This window comes from Thalassospira sp. CH_XMU1458, assembly GCF_037027205.1.
In the GTDB taxonomy this organism is placed as follows: domain Bacteria; phylum Pseudomonadota; class Alphaproteobacteria; order Rhodospirillales; family Thalassospiraceae; genus Thalassospira; species Thalassospira tepidiphila.
This window is the reverse complement of the sequence record NZ_JAYMDW010000001.1, coordinates 483,861-500,730: the sequence shown is the minus strand read 5'-3', so window position 1 is coordinate 500,730 and position 16,870 is coordinate 483,861. Positions and strand designations below refer to the sequence as shown.

The window sequence follows — 16,870 nt, the reverse complement described above, 5'->3', positions numbered from 1 at the left end:
CTAATCCTTAATCGCCGTCTTGTTCATCGGTGGCAGGACGGACTTTTTTGCGCATCTTCAGAACCGAACGGACACTGAAGATGACTGAAAGAAGGGCCGCCGCCAGCAGGACTGCGGAAATCGGACGGGTAAAGAACACCGTCCAGTCGGCATCACTCATCAGCGCGCGGCGCAGGTTGGTCTCGGCAATCGGCCCCAGAATGACACCCAGCACCAGCGGCGCCAGCGGATAATCAAGCGACTTCAATCCATAGCCGACAAGTCCAATCGCGCCGAGCAGATAAAGATCCGTCACCCGGTTATTGAGCGCAAAGGCCCCGATCACGCAACAGATCATGACAGTCGGCACGATGAACTGTTTGGGAATGTCGGTCACGCGCAGGAACAGGCGCATCGACAGCACGCAAACCACCAGCATCATGAGCGATGCCACAACCATGGCAACGAACATTCCATAGGCCAGATCGGCATTGTCCATGATCAGACGCGGACCCACCGAAATGCCATGCACCATAAGGGCCGCCATCAGGATGGCATCGACTGCTGATCCCGGAATACCCAGTGCAATCATCGGAATAAGGCCGCCACCGGCCGTGGCAGAGTTCCCGGCTTCGGACGCAATCACGCCATCGGGATTGCCCTTGCCAAATTCATCGGGATTTTTGGAACTGCGCTTGGCCTGATCATAGGCCAGAAGGTTCGCGATCGAACCACCGGCACCCGGAAGAGCCCCAATAAACACACCAATAAGCGAGGAACGCACCAGATTGACCGGATGCATCAGAACTTCACGCATGACCGCCCAAGTCTTGAATTCGATGACATCGGGAATAAGCGCATCGCTGCTTGGGCCTTTGCCATGATCCTCAAGCTCGCCCATCAGCTGACTGATGGCAAAGATCCCGATCAAAACCACAAGGAACGGCAGACCCGGCATGAGGATCGACGACTCAAATGTCAGACGCGGCTGGCCCATCATCGGGTCGGGGCCAATGGTCGCAAGACCAAGGCCAATCACCCCGGCAATCAGACCGCGCATCAGCGAATTGCCCACAAGGCTTGCGACAATGGTCAACGCAAAGACGATCAGCGAGAAATATTCCCAAGGGCCAAGCTTGACCGCAATCATCGCAAGCGGCGGAGCCGCAATGATCAGAACGATGGTCGAAATGACAGTCCCGAAGAAGGACGACCAGACACCAAGCGAAAGGGCGCGTCCCGGTTCACCACCGCGCGCCATCGGATAGGCATCAAAGGTGGTTGCGACTGAACTTGGCGTGCCCGGAATCCCCAAAAGTGCGGCACTGATCAGGCCACCGGTATACCCGCCGACATAAACCGACAGCATCACCGAAACGCCCTGCAACGGACCCATGGTAAAGGTCAGCGGCAAGGTCAGAATGATCGCCATGGTCACGGTGAAGCCCGGAATTGCGGCTGCGACGATCCCGGCAACGGAACCGATCAGCATGTAAATCAGGGTATCGAATGCGAAAACCTGATGTGCACCGGCAAGAAATGCATCCAACATCATCGTAAAACTTTACCTAGCCCGCAAACAGCACGCCGCGCGGGAGGAACACGTTAAAGACTTCTGCAAACAGCATGTTCAAGCCGACCGAGAAAATCACGGCGGCGATCAGTGACTGTAAGAGGGTCTTTTTGGAAATACCTGCGATCATCAATTGCGCGATCAGCAGAAACACAAAGGTGGTCAGCGAAAAGCCACCAAGCGGCAGCAACAGCAGATAGACCACCAGAAGCCCGAACAGCGCAAAGGAATAGCGCCGGGCAACAAGCCATGCACCCAATGACGACCCAAGACGGTTTGCACCCCCGGCCTTGCGGATATCAATCACCGCACGCACCGCTGCGATCAGGCATAAAACCGCAAGCACGCCGAAAACCAGTTCCGGGAAGGAACCCGCCCCAAGCGGCTCCCAGCGTGAGGTCGGCAAGGTGCTGGCACGCAGGCTCAGAAACGCAGCACCCAAACCGATAACGATATAGGAAATCAGCCGTGCGACTTCAGTTCTTGCACGAAGAGCAGCGGACGCACCTGCGTCCGCTGCTGCTGCTTTCGCAGTCGACTGACTCATCCCTGAAGTTTGCCGACAACTTTGTCGACTTCACCGTCAAGTTTATCGAGATAGGCTTTGTATGCCTCGTGACCGAGATAGATGTCAGCCGAACCGGCATTGGTCATCTTTTCGCGGATATCAGGCAGGGACATTGCCTTTTCAAGCGCAGCATCAAGAGCCTCGACGATCTCGTCCGGGGTACCGGCCGGAAGAACAACACCACGGGTCACCGCCATCGAAAGATCATAACCCTGTTCGGCCATGGTCGGCACGTCCGGCTCTTCGGAGGTACGTTCTTCGGTGCCGACACCAGCAAAGATCAGGTCGCCGTTTTTCACAAACTCGCTGGCCGATGCAACGTCACCGATCACGATGTCAACATTGCCGCCAACAGCCGCACGGATACGCTCGCCAGTGTCGCGGAAACCCACATAGCTGAACTGAACGCCAAGGGCTTCTTCGATCATTGCCATGTGAAGATGCGGAACACCGCCAAGGGTCACACCGGCGCGCACGGCCCCCGGGTTTGCTGCGGCATATGCCTTCAGCTCTTCCAGGTTGGAGAAGTTGTCATTCTTCGACAGCACCAGATACTGCGGCGACGACGTCACCAGAGCCACCGGAATGAAGTTTTTGTAGCTGAGCTCGGTGATGCCAAGCTTGTTGGCGGTGTAAAGGCCTTCGTGGATCTGCGAAATGGTATAGCCATCTGCCGGACGTTTGGCGAATTCGGCCAGACCAACGGTGCCACCAACACCCGGCATATTGACGATCGGCACGGCCTGACCAGTGACTTCCGACAGACCCATGGCGACGATGCGCATCAGCGTGTCACTGCCGCCACCCGGGCCCCAAGGCACGATGAATTCGATCGGTTTTTCTGGATAGTCCTGCGCCTGCGCCGGACCTGCGATGGCTGCGGCCAACAAACCGGCAGCGACTGCAATCTTGCGGAACATGTATCTTGCCTCCTGATATCTCGCCTGAAATTCGTGAACCATTACTACTTTGGTTCAATCTATTTGTCGGGACATTGTTGGCAGCAACAAACCAATTTCGCAAGCGCAAAAATAATATTTGGCTTTAAACAAGGATTATGTTGCAGATTTTTACCAAAGATGGATAGTACCACTTATTAATTGATATCATAATTGGTACGGATTGGTTCGAATGTTTGAAATGGATGGCGCCATGAGCCTCTATCTCGTCTGGGGCGCAGCCATGCTGTTTGCTGGCGTCCTTGGCGGGATCATGGCCGGGCTTCTCGGTGTTGGCGGCGGGATTGTGATTGTCCCGGTGCTTTATCATTTTCTGACCACCATGGGCGTCGATGAAAGCCTTCGCATGCAGGTCGCTGTTGCCACATCGCTGACCACAATCATTGCCACAGCAATCTCATCAACGCGCAGCCACTATAAAAAGGGCTCGGTCGATACAGCGCTTCTCAAACATTGGGGCCCGGCGATCATAGTTGGCGTGATCCTTGGCACAGCAATCGGCGGATTGGCCGATGGCCGGGTTCTGACCATCGTGTTTGCCGTTGTCGCCCTGATCGTGGCTGGCAACATGATCCTTGTGAAAGACCGCGAAACCAACGAGACCAAAAACCCGCCAAAATCCGTCTGGGCGGTACTTGGGGTGATTGCCGGCAGTCTTTCGGCCATGATGGGAATTGGCGGCGGCACCATTTGCGTGCCGGTCCTGAATTTCCTGGGTTACGACATCCGCCGCGCGGTTGGCACTTCGGCCGCGATTGGCCTTATCATCGCCCTTCCCGGTACCATCGGCTATGCGATGTCCGGCATTGGTGTCGATGGTCGCCCGCCATTTTCAATTGGCTATGTCAATGTTCTGGCGGCGGCCCTGCTTATTCCGATGACGGTACTGTGTGCACCGATCGGGGCACGCATAGCCCACACCATTCCGCGCCGGGCATTGCGCATGTGCTTTGGCCTGTTTCTGGCGATCACGTCTGCGCGGATGTTCTATGACCTTCTGAGCTAGGCATCCTTGCAAACATCTGGGAACAAACAGGAATTGTATATGCTTGTTCTTAGATAAACCAATGGCTTACAATGATAGGTGCGCATTGGTTCGCCAATAGAAACGCATTCGGAAACGTCGATAGAAACGCCATAAAAAATGACCAAAAACCATGACTGAATTCGCGACCCAGGCGCTGGCAGAAAAGCTCAAGACCGGCTTTGCACAGGGGGACTTTGTCAAGGACGGGCGTGTGATCGCCGAACGCACCCTTGCCGAAAAGCTTGATGTCGGTCGCCGGGCGCTTCGCAAGGCGCTTGATCAGCTTGAATCAGAAGGCCTCATCTGGCGTCGCCAGGGTCAGGGCACCTTTGTTGGAACCCCGCCGACCCCGCGCCTGCGCAAGCTTGAAGGACTGGCCACCAAAACCAGCCCGTTTGAAATCATGGAAGTCCGTCAGGAAATCGAACCATCGATGGCCCGGTTCGCTGCCCTTCGCGCCTCACAAGGCGATATCGACGCCATGCGCAGCATGGTCGAAAAGGCCGCCCGTGCGACCACACAGGCCGAATACGAAAAATGGGATGCGGCCTTTCATCAGCGCCTGGCCGAATCGGTCAAGAACACGCTGTTTCTGGCGGTGTTTGAGGCCGTCAATGCGGTCCGCCGCGAAGCGGCATGGGCTCGCCTGCGTGAAAGCAGCCATTCAGACACATTGATCGAAGAACTCAGCGCCCAGCATCGCGACATCATCAACGCGATTGAGCAACGCGACCCCAAACGCGCCGAAGACGCCATGCGCCGCCACCTGTCCGAGGTGGAACACGCACTGAAACAAACCTGATCTGATAACGATTTTTTTGCGGTCAGCCCTGCGGCGCAAAGTCCGCAAACATGCCGTGGTACGCCTTAAGCGGCGGCTTGGCATAGGCGCCTGCCTTGCTTGTGCGAAGCCCCAGAAACGCCATGGCCTCGATCATCTTGACCGCGGCACTGACCCCGTCAATCACCGGTACGCCAAGCTCCTCGGTCAGGCGATCGGCGATATCGGTCATTCCCGCACAGCCCAGAACAATCGCCTCGGCATAATCATCAGCAAGGCAAATCTCCGCCTGCTTTTTAAGTGCAGCGTATGCCGCCTTGGCGTTAGCCCCTTCGAAATCCAGCGTCCGCACACCGGCCGCCCGGACGACACATTGCGATGACGCCCCGTATTTCGACACCAGATGTTCAAGCGGCCGGACCGAAACCGGCATCGGGGTAACAATCGCAAAGCGCGATGACACGGCCGCCGCCATACGCAGGGCCGCCTCACATAGCCCCAGCACTGGCGCACCGGTCAGACAGCGCGCAGCATCGACCCCGGTATCATCAAAGCACGCCACCACATAGCCGCCAATTGGATCAGATTCCTGTTCGGGTGCAGCTTCGAGTTCGCGAATGACCGAAAGCAATCCGACACTGGCAAAGGCCTCGTCGTAATAGCCCTCAATACTATCCGGTCCGAAAGTCGGGTTGAGTGCTAAAACCTGTGTTGTCGGCCCAACAATCCTTTGCGCCTGTTCGCCGACCTTTTTGGTAAAGCCGGTCGACAAGTTGGGATTGATAACGGCAATGCGGCTCATGCTTTTTGTCCTTTGCGGCGGCGCATGATGGCAACCGTGCCCAATGCCAGTGCAATCACCAGGAAGGAGAACCCGGTGGTCACCGTGCCCAGCGCATAAAGTACCGGTGTGGTGACGTTGGTTGTCATGCCATAGATCTCAAGCGGCAGGGTATTGAGTGCGCCAGCCGTCATCAGGGTGCGGGCAAATTCATCGTAGGACAGGGTGAACGAGAACATCGCAACCCCGATCAGGCTTGGCCCCACCATCGGCAAAACAACATATTGAATGGTTTGCCAGTTGCTTGCGCCCAAATCGCGTGCGGCTTCCTCATAAGACGGATCAAACCGGTTAAACACCGCAAACATGATCAGAAGACCGAACGGGAACGTCCATGTCAGATGCGCACCAAGGGCGGAAGTAAACCATTGCGGCTGCCATTCAACGATATTGAACAGCAAACCGATGCCCAGCGAAATCAGGATCGACGGTACAATCAGGCTGGCAATCGCAAGATAAAAAATCACGCTGTCGCCCCGGAACCGCTTGCGGAACGCAAGACCGGCCATGAAGGACACTACAACCGTTACAACCATGACAATCAGGCCAAGCTTAAGCGATCTGCTGAACGATCCGCCAAAGTCACCAACGGCCTGTTGTTCAAACAGATTGCCAAACCAATGGAACGAGAACCCGTTCATCGGGAAGGTCAGACCGCCATTCTCCCCCTGAAAGGACAGAATGAAAATCGTCAGCATCGGGCCATAAAGAAACAGCACGAACAGCGTAAAAAATGCCGCAAGGAAATAGAAGCTGGTCGGACGGCGTTCACGGGTTTTGGTGAGTAATGCCATGATCACAGCTCCTTGCGGATATCAACAAGACGCAACAACGCGGTCACGATCAGCAAAACCGTGATCAGCAACACCACCGCACTGGCGGCTGCGGCCGGATATTGCAGAAGTCCGATTTCATTGGAAATCTGCAAACCGACCGAGGCACTCTGCCCGCCACTCATCAAACGGACCGTGATGAAATCACCCATCACCACCGTAATGACAAAGATCGATCCAATGGCAATGCCCGGCTTGGACAGCGGGACGATGACGGATTTTAGGGTCTCGAACCCGCTGGCACCTGCATCGCGCGCCGCCTCGATCAAGGACCGGTCAATGCGCATCATGGAATTGAAGATCGGAACCACCATGAACAGGGTGTAGAGGTGAACATCTGCCAACACGACTGCGAAATCGGAAAACAGAAGGAATTCAAGCGGCTGATCGACAATCCCCAGATTGATCAGAGCAGAGTTCAAAAGCCCGTTACGCCCAAGGAACGGGATCCACGAAATCATGCGAATGATGTTCGACGTCCAGAACGGAATGGTGCACAGCATGAACAAAACGATCTGCCAGGTCAGACTGCGCACATGAAACGCCAGGAAATAGGCCACCGTAAATCCGATCAGCAGGGTAAAGACCCAGGTCAGAGCAGCATATTTCAGGGTATTGAGATAGATGCTCCAGGTGACCGAGGAGCCCAGCAGGTACTTGTAATTCTCTAAAATGAAGTCCGGCAGTATGCGATATTCGTCATAGTCCCAGAAACTGACCACAACAATGGTCAGAAGCGGGATGACAAGAAACACCGCAAAGATCAGCGCCATCGGCGAGATCAGGAAATAGGACGATCTTTTTGACGTATCAGAAGCCATGCTCTGTCCTTGAAACCCTGCCAGAAAACCAAAAAGTAAAAACGAATAAATGGGCCCGACATGCTGTCGGAAAATTGAAAATGTAAAATCAGAAAGTCGAGATGACGGGCGCGACCAAAGCCGCGCCCACCAGATATCTGTCGCAAATTATGCTGCGATGAATTCGTTCCACTTGCGGACCATGTGCTTGTTCTCGTCCATGACAGAGTTCCAGCACGCGACCGAGCCCATACGCTCTTCGTAGGAACCGCCATCGCGAACCGCACCAGCTTTTTCCATGACCTTGCCTTCCGGGCTGAGGATGTCACCTTCGGCGGCTTTGCCTTCCATCCAGAAGCCCCACTCGTCTTCGGACATGAACTTCTTCGCGGTTTCCGGTGCTGCGCTGTAGTAACCCTGACGGTTAAGATACGCACCAACCCAGCCCGACAGGTACCAGTCGATATACTCGTAGGCTGCTTCAAGCTCGAGACCAGAAAGGTGCTTGGCAAGACCGATGCCGCCACCCCATGCACGATACCCTTCCTTAAGCGGCTGGTATTTGCAGGCGATGCCTTTGGAACGCACGGCCGCAACGGCCGGCGACCACATGGACTGAATGACGACTTCGCCAGATGCCATCAGGTTGACCGACTCATCGAAGCTCTTCCAGAAGGCGCGGAACTGACCGGCTTTCTTGGCGTCGATCATGACCGCGATGGTCTTGTCGATTTCTTCCTGGGTCATGTTGCCCTTATCGCCATAGGTGACTTCGCCCATGGCTTCGCACACCATCGCCGCATCCATGATGCCAATAGACGGAATGTTCAGGATCGATGCCTTGCCCTTGAATGCCGGATCAAGCAGATCGGCCCAGCTGGTGATTTCGCGATCAATCAGGTCAGGACGAATACCAAGGGTATCTGCGTTATAAATGGTCGGGATCAGGGTCATCCACTGGGTCGGGGCAGATGCAAACTCGACACTGTCGGCACCTTCAACGAAACCAACCGTATGCGGCGCGGTACCTTGCGCGATTTCTGAATCCGGGGTCAGTTTGCCATCAATGAACAGCTTGGAGATGTACTGATAGTTTTTCAGCTTGGTGGTATCCATCGGCTGCATGGTGCCGGCCGGGAAGACCTTCTTACAGATCCAGTATTCGATATCGGCAATATCAAACGAGTTCGGCTGGGTCACGGCGCGCTGGGCAACCGCATCCGAATCAAGGGCAGTCATCTGAAGGGTAAAGCCAAGATCTTCTTTGACCTTGTCCGCAACGGCGTTGATGTTCGAAACACCAGTACCGAACTGACGCAGGGTAACGTCCTTGATGTTCTGCGCCCAGATGGTCGGGAAGCCGGTGATGGCACCCGAACCGATAGCCGCACCGGTTACAACCGCTGCACCCTTAACGAAGCCACGGCGTGAAACGCCGGTTTCCGTCTCGATTGTTTTCTTCGAAATTTTCTTTTCGATCGTCATGTGAAGCACTCCTGATAGCTTGTTGGTTTATTTCATTCAGGCCAGAACATGGGCATGTTCCGGCTTCCAATAGGCGATGAATTTGTCCAGTCGCCTGACCGGTGCCTGCCGAAATTCGCTTTCGGTCTTCATTAGGGTTATTTCCTTGCCGTCGGCTGTCGTTGCGACAATCCTGACCCACAGGCCGAGATACTCGACCGTGGTAATTTCGACAGGGATCTGACCGTTCTTGCTGTCTGCTGGTGGCGTTTCGTCCAGACCGATCAGGTCGGTACGAATGGTGAATTCGATATCCTCGCCCGCCTTGCCGTCAGCAAAACCGGGCAGGAAGAAACTGTCCGGACCGCGCGCAAGCAACGTGCCTGCCGGGCCGGATTCCGAAACGGTGCCTTTGAAGATGTTCTGGCCGCCCATGAAATTCGCGATGAAGCGCGATTTGGGCTGGTTAAAGATTTCGTGCGGGGTGCCTTTCTGGCGAATGATCCCGTCTTCCATCACAACCACCATGTCCGAAAGGGCCAATGCCTCGTCCTGTGCATGCGTGACGTGAACGAATGTAATGCCCAATTCCTGCTGAAGGCGGCGCAATTCATCACGCATGCGCGCCCGCAGGAACGGATCAAGGGCCGAAAGCGGCTCATCAAGCAACAGCACGGACGGCTCGGTAATCAGGGAACGCGCCAAAGCAATACGCTGTTGCTGCCCGCCAGAGAGCTGGTCGGGCTTGCGATCTGCAAATTGCTCCATATGGACCCGGGCCAACATCTCTTTGGCCCGATCTTTACGATCCGATGGGGAGACACCTTGCATCTTGAGGCCAAAGGCAACGTTCTCCGCACAGGTCATGTGCGGGAAAAGTGCGTAATTCTGAAACATCATTGCCGTGCCGCGTTTGACCGGCGGCAGTTCGGTCACATTGCGATCCCCGATCAGAAGATCGCCCTCGCTGATCACTTCATGACCGGCGATCATGCGCAGCGTGGTTGACTTGCCGCACCCGGACGGACCAATCAAACAGCAATACGCCCCTGCCGGAATTTGCAGATCAATCGATTTCACTGCCTGTGTGCTGCCGTAGAATTTACTGACAGCAATCAATTCAATGGCCCCGTTGCCCGTCATCCGCTCACCCGTCGCTGCATGCAAAATTGTTAACAATCATGTCAGCGATCTAAGGCAAGATGCGTGCCACTTGATTTCATTGGCAGTTTTTCAACGAGTCCCGCCAAGCTGTCAAAACTGGCGCGTTTGTTAGGGCTCTCATTCTGCCCGTTTTATGTCCACTTTATGCATATTTATTAATCATCGTGATTTATATGCGAAAATTATAATCATCTTCGTCCCTGTACGGAAAATAAAGAACCATTTTATGTTGTGCAAATCGTCAACAATTTTGTAGAAATAGAGAACCACCCAACGAACATGAACGATGGAAAGTATCGTCACGATGGCCAAGGCCGAACAGACCGGCAGCTATAAAGGCAGCGAAAAGCTGCGCCCGGAGGAAATGATCTATCACGAGATGCTCGACGCGATCCTGGATCGCCGTCTGGAGCCGGGCATGAAGCTCATCGAGGAAGATCTTGCCAAAACCTTTGGGGTCAGTCGTGCACGCATCCGTGCGACTTTCCTGCAGCTCGCCCATGACAAGCTGATCAATCTGGTGCCCAATCGCGGCGCCTTTGTCGCTGAACCGACCATTGACGAAGCCATCGAAGTCTTTTCCGCGCGCCGCATGATCGAAGATGGCGTTGCGCGCAAGGTCGCCACCAGCATGACCCCCGAACGCGCCGAACAGATCAAGGCGCATCTGGATCGCGAACATGATGCCCATCATCGCGGGGATCATCGGGCTGCCATCATTCTGTCGGGTGAATTCCACCTGTTGCTGGCACGGCTTAGCGGCAATCTGGTGATCGAGGAATTCCTTGAACGCCTGATCCTGCGCACGTCGCTGATTATTGCCATGTATGAAAGCCCGCAACCGGTCGATTGCTCCCACACAGAACATGACCAGCTGCTCAATGCTCTGCTTAGTGGCGATCCCGATGTCGCGGCGGCTGAAATGTCGCGCCACCTTGATGCCATCCGCGATCGCCTGCAATTGCAGCGGCCCAAGCCGGGCAAAACCGATTTTGCCAGCATCTTTGGCCGAATCCCGACCTCGGAAGCCAGCTAAGCCTCTTGGCAATTTCCGGTAACGCGCGCCATTCGCTACCCGCGCATATTCCGTTCACGCATCACGCGGAACCCCGCTTGGATCCTCGCTACCGCGGTGATATTTGAACGTGCCCGTCGATGTGCCGATTACATTGCCATTCGCGTCATAGGCGGTTGCCTCGGTGAACACCACCTTGCGTCCGCCGCCCTGCTTGCGGGCAACAACCCGGACCAAACCATCCCTTGCCATCCCAAGGAAATTGGTGGTCAATGACAGGGTCAGGGATTTGCGCACATTGCCCGGCACAGGGCAGAAACACACAGAATAGCCAGACGCTGTATCCATAAGGGTTGTCAGCACGCCACCATGCAGAATCCCGGCGCGGTTGCAGTGATGGTTTTGCACGTCAAGTTCGACCACCGCGTGGTCTTCCGCCCATTCCACCAGGCGATAGCCAAGATGATCCTGCAATCCGCTGCCATGGGCCTGTTCATAGGCCAGATTATCGTGCGTGCCGGTCATGTATAAACCATCCCTATCGTAAAACTCACCAAGCTATAGCAGAAATCGCTGAGCGCCGAAAACCGCGATGAGTCGCATGCCTTGGCCGGCCACGACACCGCTCCCAACACAGCGCAAAACCGGCTGGAAAACCGCATTCCTTAATCAATGTTAGGCGATGCAACATGAAATAACGATTTTATTTCAAAGCGATAACAACACCGTTCTCCAACCAAGAACGGGATAGCGGTGAAACGAGAATAGTCGTTCGAACCGGCTGTCGGTATATCTGTAGTCACCCCAGACACAAACGGTTCTACAAGGATCAAAGCCATGACGACAATTGCTTACAAAGACACCACCAGCATCGAACGCGAAGTCCGTATCGGTTGGTTCACCAGCTTTGTTCGTGCCCTTCAGGTTGCCGTGATCATGAAAGCATCCCAGGCCAAAAACCACGCAGAACTGACTGCGGACTGGAACAAGGCATGGCGTCAGGTTGAAGGTTAAGGCACCTGCCTTTACGTATCGTTTGAGGATGGTGCGACGGTCCTTACATCATCGCGCCCTCAAACTGCTTGACGCTTCGGGTTGAACCACCGACAACGGTTCCATGCAAAAGTTTGATATCGTGACCATCCGGCTTTTTGTCGCCATCGTGCGCGCCGGAAGTATCAATGAAGCTGCCCGGCGCGAACATATCGCGACTTCGGCAGTTTCGCGCCGTATTGGCGAACTTGAAGCCATGTTGGGCGTCAAACTTTTGCGCCGCCTGCCACGCGGGGTCGAGCCGACCGAAGAAGGCACGATCTTTGCCCGTTATGGCGAAAAGCTTCTGGGCGATCTGAACCATCTTTCCAACGAATTGCGCGATTTCAACGCCGGTGAAAAGGGCAAGATCTATCTTGCCGCAGTCACTTCGGCGATTTTGACCGGCCTGCCATCCTTCTTGGCCGATTTTGAACGAGATTTCCCCCACATCACAGTTGATGTCCGTGAACTGACGTCACGCGAAAGTGCCGAGGCCGTCCGTGAAGGCCGCGCTGATCTGGCAATTCTGGCCGATAACAGCCCGCTTGGCGATCTGTCCCATGATGTGTTCTGTGATGATCCGATCTGGGTTGTAACGCCCAAGGGGCATCCGTTGATCCCAAATGCCGATAATCCAAAACCGGTGAAATTTTCCGAAGCCGCCAAATACGACATCATCTCACTGCATGAAGGCGGCGTGATTGATGATCTGATTTCCGAGGCCGCATCGAAAATCAAACTCGACATGCATCCACATATCAAGGTCGTGCGATTTGGCTCTTTGCGGCAAATGATTGCGGCGGGTCTCGGGATTGGTTTCCTGCGCAAAAGCTCGGTCGCGGGCTATATCGGGCACATGAACATCGCTGGCGCGCCGATTGCCGATGACTGGGCCAAACGCCAATTACTGATCGCCCACGAAGGCAACGCCAATCTGACCAGTGCCGCACGCCTGTTTCGTGATTATCTTCTGCGCAAATCGGCGGAAACTCAGTTCAAACCGGTTTTGGGCTGATCCTGCTCGTCAGGCAGAACGCTGTGCGCGTTCCGCCCAAAGGTCCTGTCCACTCGGGCCCAACGGCACTGCCATGCCGCCAAAACGCGCCACATGACGTTCGGCTTCTGCCAGAACAAGACCGGGCAATTCAGACCACTGACCGATCGGTGCCAGCACCTCGACACGTTCATCTGATTTAACATCAAGCAGTTCAGGCAGATCTTCACGCGCGTGCGTTCCACCACCTGCAAGCATAGGCACAATAATCGCCTGCCTGTGGGCGGCGATGTCGCGCCAATCGCCAAGCGATGGCGATCCTTCGATATTGCCAATGCAGATTTCAGCACCAACGCAAATCCGCCCCAGACGATCTGCAAGTTTGACTGTTTCGGGAAGCGGATCGGTCAGGGTTTTCAAGCCGTGCGGAACAAGAAAGACAGATGTTTCAGAAAGGCTCCAGCCACGATTGCGTGCTGATGCATGAACATGCGCCGCAATCATTTCACAAAAACCCGGAAGGTTGATGGCCGGTGGCAGGATGACAGCATCGCCGAGCCCCGCCTCGTGCAATTTGGCTGGCAGTTCTTCGAACACCAGATAGCCTTCACTGAAGAATAGCGGGAAAACAATCAGACGATTGGCATCAGCCGTTTCCTTTAGGTTTTCAAGCTGATCACTGACAGAGGGTTGGCTTCGCATATATCCGTGGCTGACACGGCCATTCCAGTCAGGTGCAATTGTCCGCGCAAGGTCCCCTGCCGGATCACCGCCATTACCGCTGTTGCCATGGGACACCATCATGAGTGTCGGCATTTCGAAATGTGGCATGCATCTCACCATAGTCTGCATTGTCTAAAGCGTAGTTTCATATACGCATCATGCAACCATCTGGATCGCCGGACGGGCAAAAACCCCTGTTTTGGCGCGAAAATTTCATTGCACCAGATCCCATCGCGGCTGATCGCCAAAGCGGTCCTGGATGAATTCAACCAGCAACCTGATACGCGCAGCAAGCTGACGGCTGGGCGGATACAAAAGATACAGGGACAAAGGACCCGGCGCATAATCGCAAAGAACACTGACCAGTCGCCCGGTCTGCAATTCCGGCCCGGCGATAAATGTCGGTAATTCGGCAATGCCCAGCCCGGCAAGGGCCGCATCACGCAACACTTCCGCGTTGTTGCAGCAAAACACGCCATTGACCTGTACCGCGACCGGCCCGTCCGGACCGGTCATTTTCCAGCGCGCCCCGGATGGCAGGTTGCCGTAATGCAGACAGGGTAACCGCGCCAGATCACGAATGTCGGCCGGTTCCCCATGCATTCGAATAAACTCGGGCGACGCGCACAGCACGCGACGCATCGGCACGATTTCATGATCGATCAGGGCAAGGGTTTCTGTCGGGCGGCTGATACGCACGGTCATGTCAAAGCCATCTGCCACCGGATCAATAAAGTGATCATCAAGCGACAGTTCGACCCGGATATCAGGATAGGTCCGGGCAAAATCGACCAATGCCGGCCCCAGATGCAACGTGCCAAAAGACATTGGCGCATTGATCCGGATATCCCCGGAAGGGTGATCGCGATGTTCGCGGATGGAGTCTTCTGCGTCCCCCAGATCGGACAGAATGGCTTTGGCCCGCTGATAAAAGGCCTGTCCGCTTGGCGTGACCGAAACTTTGCGCGTTGTCCGGTTCAGCAATTGAACGCCAAGATCATCTTCAAGTGCCGCCACCGCACGGTTGACCTGCGAACGTGATTGTCCGATCGCACGCGCGGCAGAAGCAAAACTTCCTTCTTCAACCACGCGCACGAAACTCTTGAGGCTGGCCAGTTTGTCCATGGTGCGTCTTCCTGTTTATCGCCCCGGTTGGTTCAGATTGTCGCATAATATGCAACACAATGGCGATAATTACACGAATTGTCTCCTCAGTTGAAAAGGGTATTCTGCCTTCAACAACAGACAACCTCATGGAGGTAGAAGATGCTTATTAAAGTTGATGCTGATACCCGCGGCCGTGCCCAGTTTGGCTGGCTTGATTCCAATCACACATTCTCGTTCGGGCACTACTACGATCCGAACCGCATGGGTTGGGGTCCGCTTCGCGTGATCAACGAAGACCGGGTTATTCCCGGTGCCGGTTTTGACACGCATGGTCACAAGGATATGGAAATCATTTCCTATGTTCTTGATGGTGCCCTTGAACACAAGGACAGCATCGGCACCGGATCTGTCATCCGTCCGGGCCGCCTGCAACGCATGACCGCCGGGACCGGCATTCGCCATTCGGAATACAACCATTCCAAAACCGATCCGGTGCATTTCCTGCAAATCTGGATCATCCCCGAAGCGGCCGGTCTGGAACCGGGTTACGAGGAAAAGGAAATCGCACGCCGCGATACCGGCTCTGGCCTGACCCTGATCGGCAGCCGCGATGGCCGCGAAGACTCGATCACCATTCATCAGAATGTCGATCTTTATGTCGCCCATCTCAGTGATGGCGAAAGTGCCCAGCACAAGATCGGCAAAGGTCGCATTGCCTGGGTACAGGTCGCGCGCGGCAGCCTGACGGTGAACGGTGAAACCCTTAATGCTGGTGATGGCGCTGCGATCAAGGATGAAGACGAACTTGTCTTCTCGGACGCGGACAACGCCGAAGCCCTTGTTTTTGACATGGCGGCCTGAAGCGCGAAACCCGCGTGCCCCATGGTTAGGAGAACGACCATGACTTCGTATAACGCAAACACCCGTTCGATCATCCCTGCCCTTGGCAATGTATGGTCAACCCTGCAACCGCTTTCGCCTGTCATTGTCCGTGTGACCACCGGCATTCTGTTGGTCCCGCACGGTGCCCAGAAACTGTTTGGTGCCTTTGGTGGTTATGGCCTCGAAGGAACCGCAGGCTGGCTGGAAAGCATCGGCTTTGTTCCGGGCTTCCTGTTTGCGCTTGCTATTGGCCTTCTGGAATTTGTCGGCGGCCTTATGCTGACGATTGGCCTTTTGACCCGTCCGGTGGCAGCGGCAGTTCTTGTTTTCATGGCGATTGCTGTTTCAACCCATCTTCCAGCTGGTTATTTCTGGAACGAGGGTGGTTTTGAAATGCCTCTGATGTGGGGGCTTCTTGCCCTGTCGGTGCTTATTCAGGGCGGGGGAAAATTCTCTGTCGATCACAAGATCGGCCGTGAATTCTGATCATACCGCCAAATTCGCGCGTGTTTTCAACGGGCTGCCATAAGTGCAGCCCGTTTTTCGTTTGCTCCCCAAATGGGGATATTGCCCGCCCCGGAAAATGGCGAAGATGGTGACCAAGCTACTGATCCAACCATTGCAAAGTGATCCGGAACGAAGCCATGAACATCGCATCGCCCAGAAACAGTCAGAATGATATCGAAATCGCCGACGGTTTGCGCCGCTGCAAAGGGGATAACGCATACCGCAAACCGAATGCCGAAAAGCGTTTCCTGCTGGTCGATGACAGTATCGAAGTGCGCTTCTCCGTTCGCCGTGTCCTGCGCAGTGCCGGTGCCACTCACATAGACGTCGCTGAAAACGGCGAAATCGCGTTGCAGATGCTGGCCCAGGCGGGCCGCAAACAAACGCCTTATGACGTGGTGATTCTTGATTATATGATGCCCGGAATGTCAGGCATCGAATTGCTTTATGAGATCGAGCGCCGTGAAATCAAGAATGCCGAAGGTACACGCAAAATCATGTTGACCGGTTTCTATGACGCCAAGGTCAATGAAGAAGCCAAATCTGTCGGCGCGACCTTCGTTCTGAGCAAACCCTGTGATGCCGCCAGCCTGTCTGCAGCAATCGCTTAGAGAGCCA

The 16,870-nt window shown here is 55.0% G+C and carries 19 protein-coding genes; 8 read left to right on the top strand and 11 right to left on the bottom strand.

What is annotated here, in order from left to right:
* Positions 1-7 precede the first annotated feature (7 nt).
* Genes WBY09_RS02375 through WBY09_RS02365 form a run of 3 tightly spaced genes read right to left on the bottom strand, consistent with a single transcriptional unit; the run spans position 8 to position 3,040 of the window.
* The gene (locus WBY09_RS02375; protein ID WP_286792713.1) at positions 8-1,534 is read right to left on the bottom strand and encodes a tripartite tricarboxylate transporter permease; all 1,527 of its coding nucleotides are present in this window, start codon (positions 1,532-1,534) and stop codon (positions 8-10) included.
* A gap of 13 nt (positions 1,535-1,547) precedes the next feature.
* Complete coding sequence (locus tag WBY09_RS02370) at positions 1,548-2,099, bottom strand: tripartite tricarboxylate transporter TctB family protein (RefSeq protein ID WP_336231893.1); 552 nt, start codon at positions 2,097-2,099, stop codon at positions 1,548-1,550.
* The gene (locus tag WBY09_RS02365) at positions 2,096-3,040 is read right to left on the bottom strand and encodes a tripartite tricarboxylate transporter substrate binding protein (RefSeq protein ID WP_064780148.1); all 945 of its coding nucleotides are present in this window, start codon (positions 3,038-3,040) and stop codon (positions 2,096-2,098) included. The genes WBY09_RS02370 and WBY09_RS02365 overlap by 4 nt, the downstream gene beginning before the upstream one ends.
* Before the next feature lie 211 nt (positions 3,041-3,251).
* Between WBY09_RS02365 and WBY09_RS02360 the strand changes: the two genes are divergently transcribed.
* Entirely contained in the window at positions 3,252-4,085 is an 834-nt protein-coding gene (locus tag WBY09_RS02360) for a sulfite exporter TauE/SafE family protein (RefSeq protein WP_120223964.1), read from the top strand.
* 151 nt (positions 4,086-4,236) lie between these two features.
* Complete coding sequence (locus WBY09_RS02355; protein ID WP_286792711.1) at positions 4,237-4,908, top strand: FadR/GntR family transcriptional regulator; 672 nt, start codon at positions 4,237-4,239, stop codon at positions 4,906-4,908.
* Positions 4,909-4,930: 22 nt separating this feature from the next.
* Here WBY09_RS02355 and WBY09_RS02350 read toward each other — a convergent pair whose 3' ends face one another.
* The 5 genes from WBY09_RS02350 to WBY09_RS02330 form a co-directional block, all read right to left on the bottom strand.
* Positions 4,931-5,689 carry an aspartate/glutamate racemase family protein gene (locus WBY09_RS02350; protein ID WP_286792710.1) on the bottom strand — a complete coding sequence of 253 codons (759 nt, stop codon included), beginning with the start codon at positions 5,687-5,689 and terminating at the stop codon, positions 4,931-4,933.
* Positions 5,686-6,522 carry an ABC transporter permease gene (locus WBY09_RS02345; protein WP_063086472.1) on the bottom strand — a complete coding sequence of 279 codons (837 nt, stop codon included), beginning with the start codon at positions 6,520-6,522 and terminating at the stop codon, positions 5,686-5,688. The genes WBY09_RS02350 and WBY09_RS02345 overlap by 4 nt, the downstream gene beginning before the upstream one ends.
* Before the next feature lie 2 nt (positions 6,523-6,524).
* Entirely contained in the window at positions 6,525-7,382 is an 858-nt protein-coding gene (locus WBY09_RS02340) for an ABC transporter permease (RefSeq protein WP_120223961.1), read from the bottom strand.
* A gap of 147 nt (positions 7,383-7,529) precedes the next feature.
* Positions 7,530-8,846, bottom strand: coding sequence for an ABC transporter substrate-binding protein (locus WBY09_RS02335; RefSeq protein WP_008888644.1), 1,317 nt, complete (start codon positions 8,844-8,846; stop codon positions 7,530-7,532).
* Between the two features lie 36 nt (positions 8,847-8,882).
* On the bottom strand, positions 8,883-9,968 hold the full coding sequence (locus WBY09_RS02330) for an ABC transporter ATP-binding protein (RefSeq protein ID WP_210515692.1): 1,086 nt from the start codon (positions 9,966-9,968) through the stop codon (positions 8,883-8,885).
* 307 nt (positions 9,969-10,275) lie between these two features.
* On the opposite strand from WBY09_RS02330, the gene WBY09_RS02325 reads away from it, so the two are divergent.
* Positions 10,276-11,025 carry a GntR family transcriptional regulator gene (locus WBY09_RS02325; RefSeq protein ID WP_008888646.1) on the top strand — a complete coding sequence of 250 codons (750 nt, stop codon included), beginning with the start codon at positions 10,276-10,278 and terminating at the stop codon, positions 11,023-11,025.
* 54 nt (positions 11,026-11,079) lie between these two features.
* Here the strand turns inward: WBY09_RS02325 and WBY09_RS02320 are convergent, their stop codons facing one another.
* A complete protein-coding gene (locus WBY09_RS02320) occupies positions 11,080-11,529 on the bottom strand; it encodes a PaaI family thioesterase (RefSeq protein WP_286792708.1) in 450 nt (149 codons plus the stop codon).
* 312 nt (positions 11,530-11,841) lie between these two features.
* Between WBY09_RS02320 and WBY09_RS02315 the strand changes: the two genes are divergently transcribed.
* Positions 11,842-12,018 (top strand): hypothetical protein, encoded by a 177-nt coding sequence (locus WBY09_RS02315; protein WP_156518938.1) that lies wholly within the window; start codon positions 11,842-11,844, stop codon positions 12,016-12,018.
* A gap of 103 nt (positions 12,019-12,121) precedes the next feature.
* Positions 12,122-13,054: a LysR family transcriptional regulator gene (locus WBY09_RS02310; RefSeq protein WP_064780154.1), complete on the top strand. Its 933-nt coding sequence runs from the start codon at positions 12,122-12,124 to the stop codon at positions 13,052-13,054.
* A 9-nt stretch (positions 13,055-13,063) separates the two neighbouring features.
* On the opposite strand, the gene WBY09_RS02305 is transcribed toward WBY09_RS02310, so the two are convergent.
* Positions 13,064-13,864, bottom strand: a complete 801-nt coding sequence (locus WBY09_RS02305) for a CbiX/SirB N-terminal domain-containing protein (RefSeq protein WP_197146255.1) — start codon at positions 13,862-13,864, stop codon at positions 13,064-13,066.
* Positions 13,865-13,969: 105 nt separating this feature from the next.
* A complete protein-coding gene (locus WBY09_RS02300) occupies positions 13,970-14,881 on the bottom strand; it encodes a LysR family transcriptional regulator (RefSeq protein WP_197146256.1) in 912 nt (303 codons plus the stop codon).
* Between the two features lie 141 nt (positions 14,882-15,022).
* Here WBY09_RS02300 and WBY09_RS02295 point away from each other — a divergent pair, with 141 nt between their 5' ends.
* From WBY09_RS02295 to WBY09_RS02285, 3 genes are all read left to right on the top strand, one after another.
* Complete coding sequence (locus WBY09_RS02295; RefSeq protein ID WP_008888651.1) at positions 15,023-15,724, top strand: pirin family protein; 702 nt, start codon at positions 15,023-15,025, stop codon at positions 15,722-15,724.
* 39 nt (positions 15,725-15,763) lie between these two features.
* Positions 15,764-16,231 carry a DoxX family protein gene (locus tag WBY09_RS02290; protein ID WP_197146258.1) on the top strand — a complete coding sequence of 156 codons (468 nt, stop codon included), beginning with the start codon at positions 15,764-15,766 and terminating at the stop codon, positions 16,229-16,231.
* A gap of 158 nt (positions 16,232-16,389) precedes the next feature.
* Positions 16,390-16,863, top strand: coding sequence for a response regulator (locus WBY09_RS02285; protein ID WP_008888653.1), 474 nt, complete (start codon positions 16,390-16,392; stop codon positions 16,861-16,863).
* Positions 16,864-16,870: the final 7 nt, after the last annotated feature.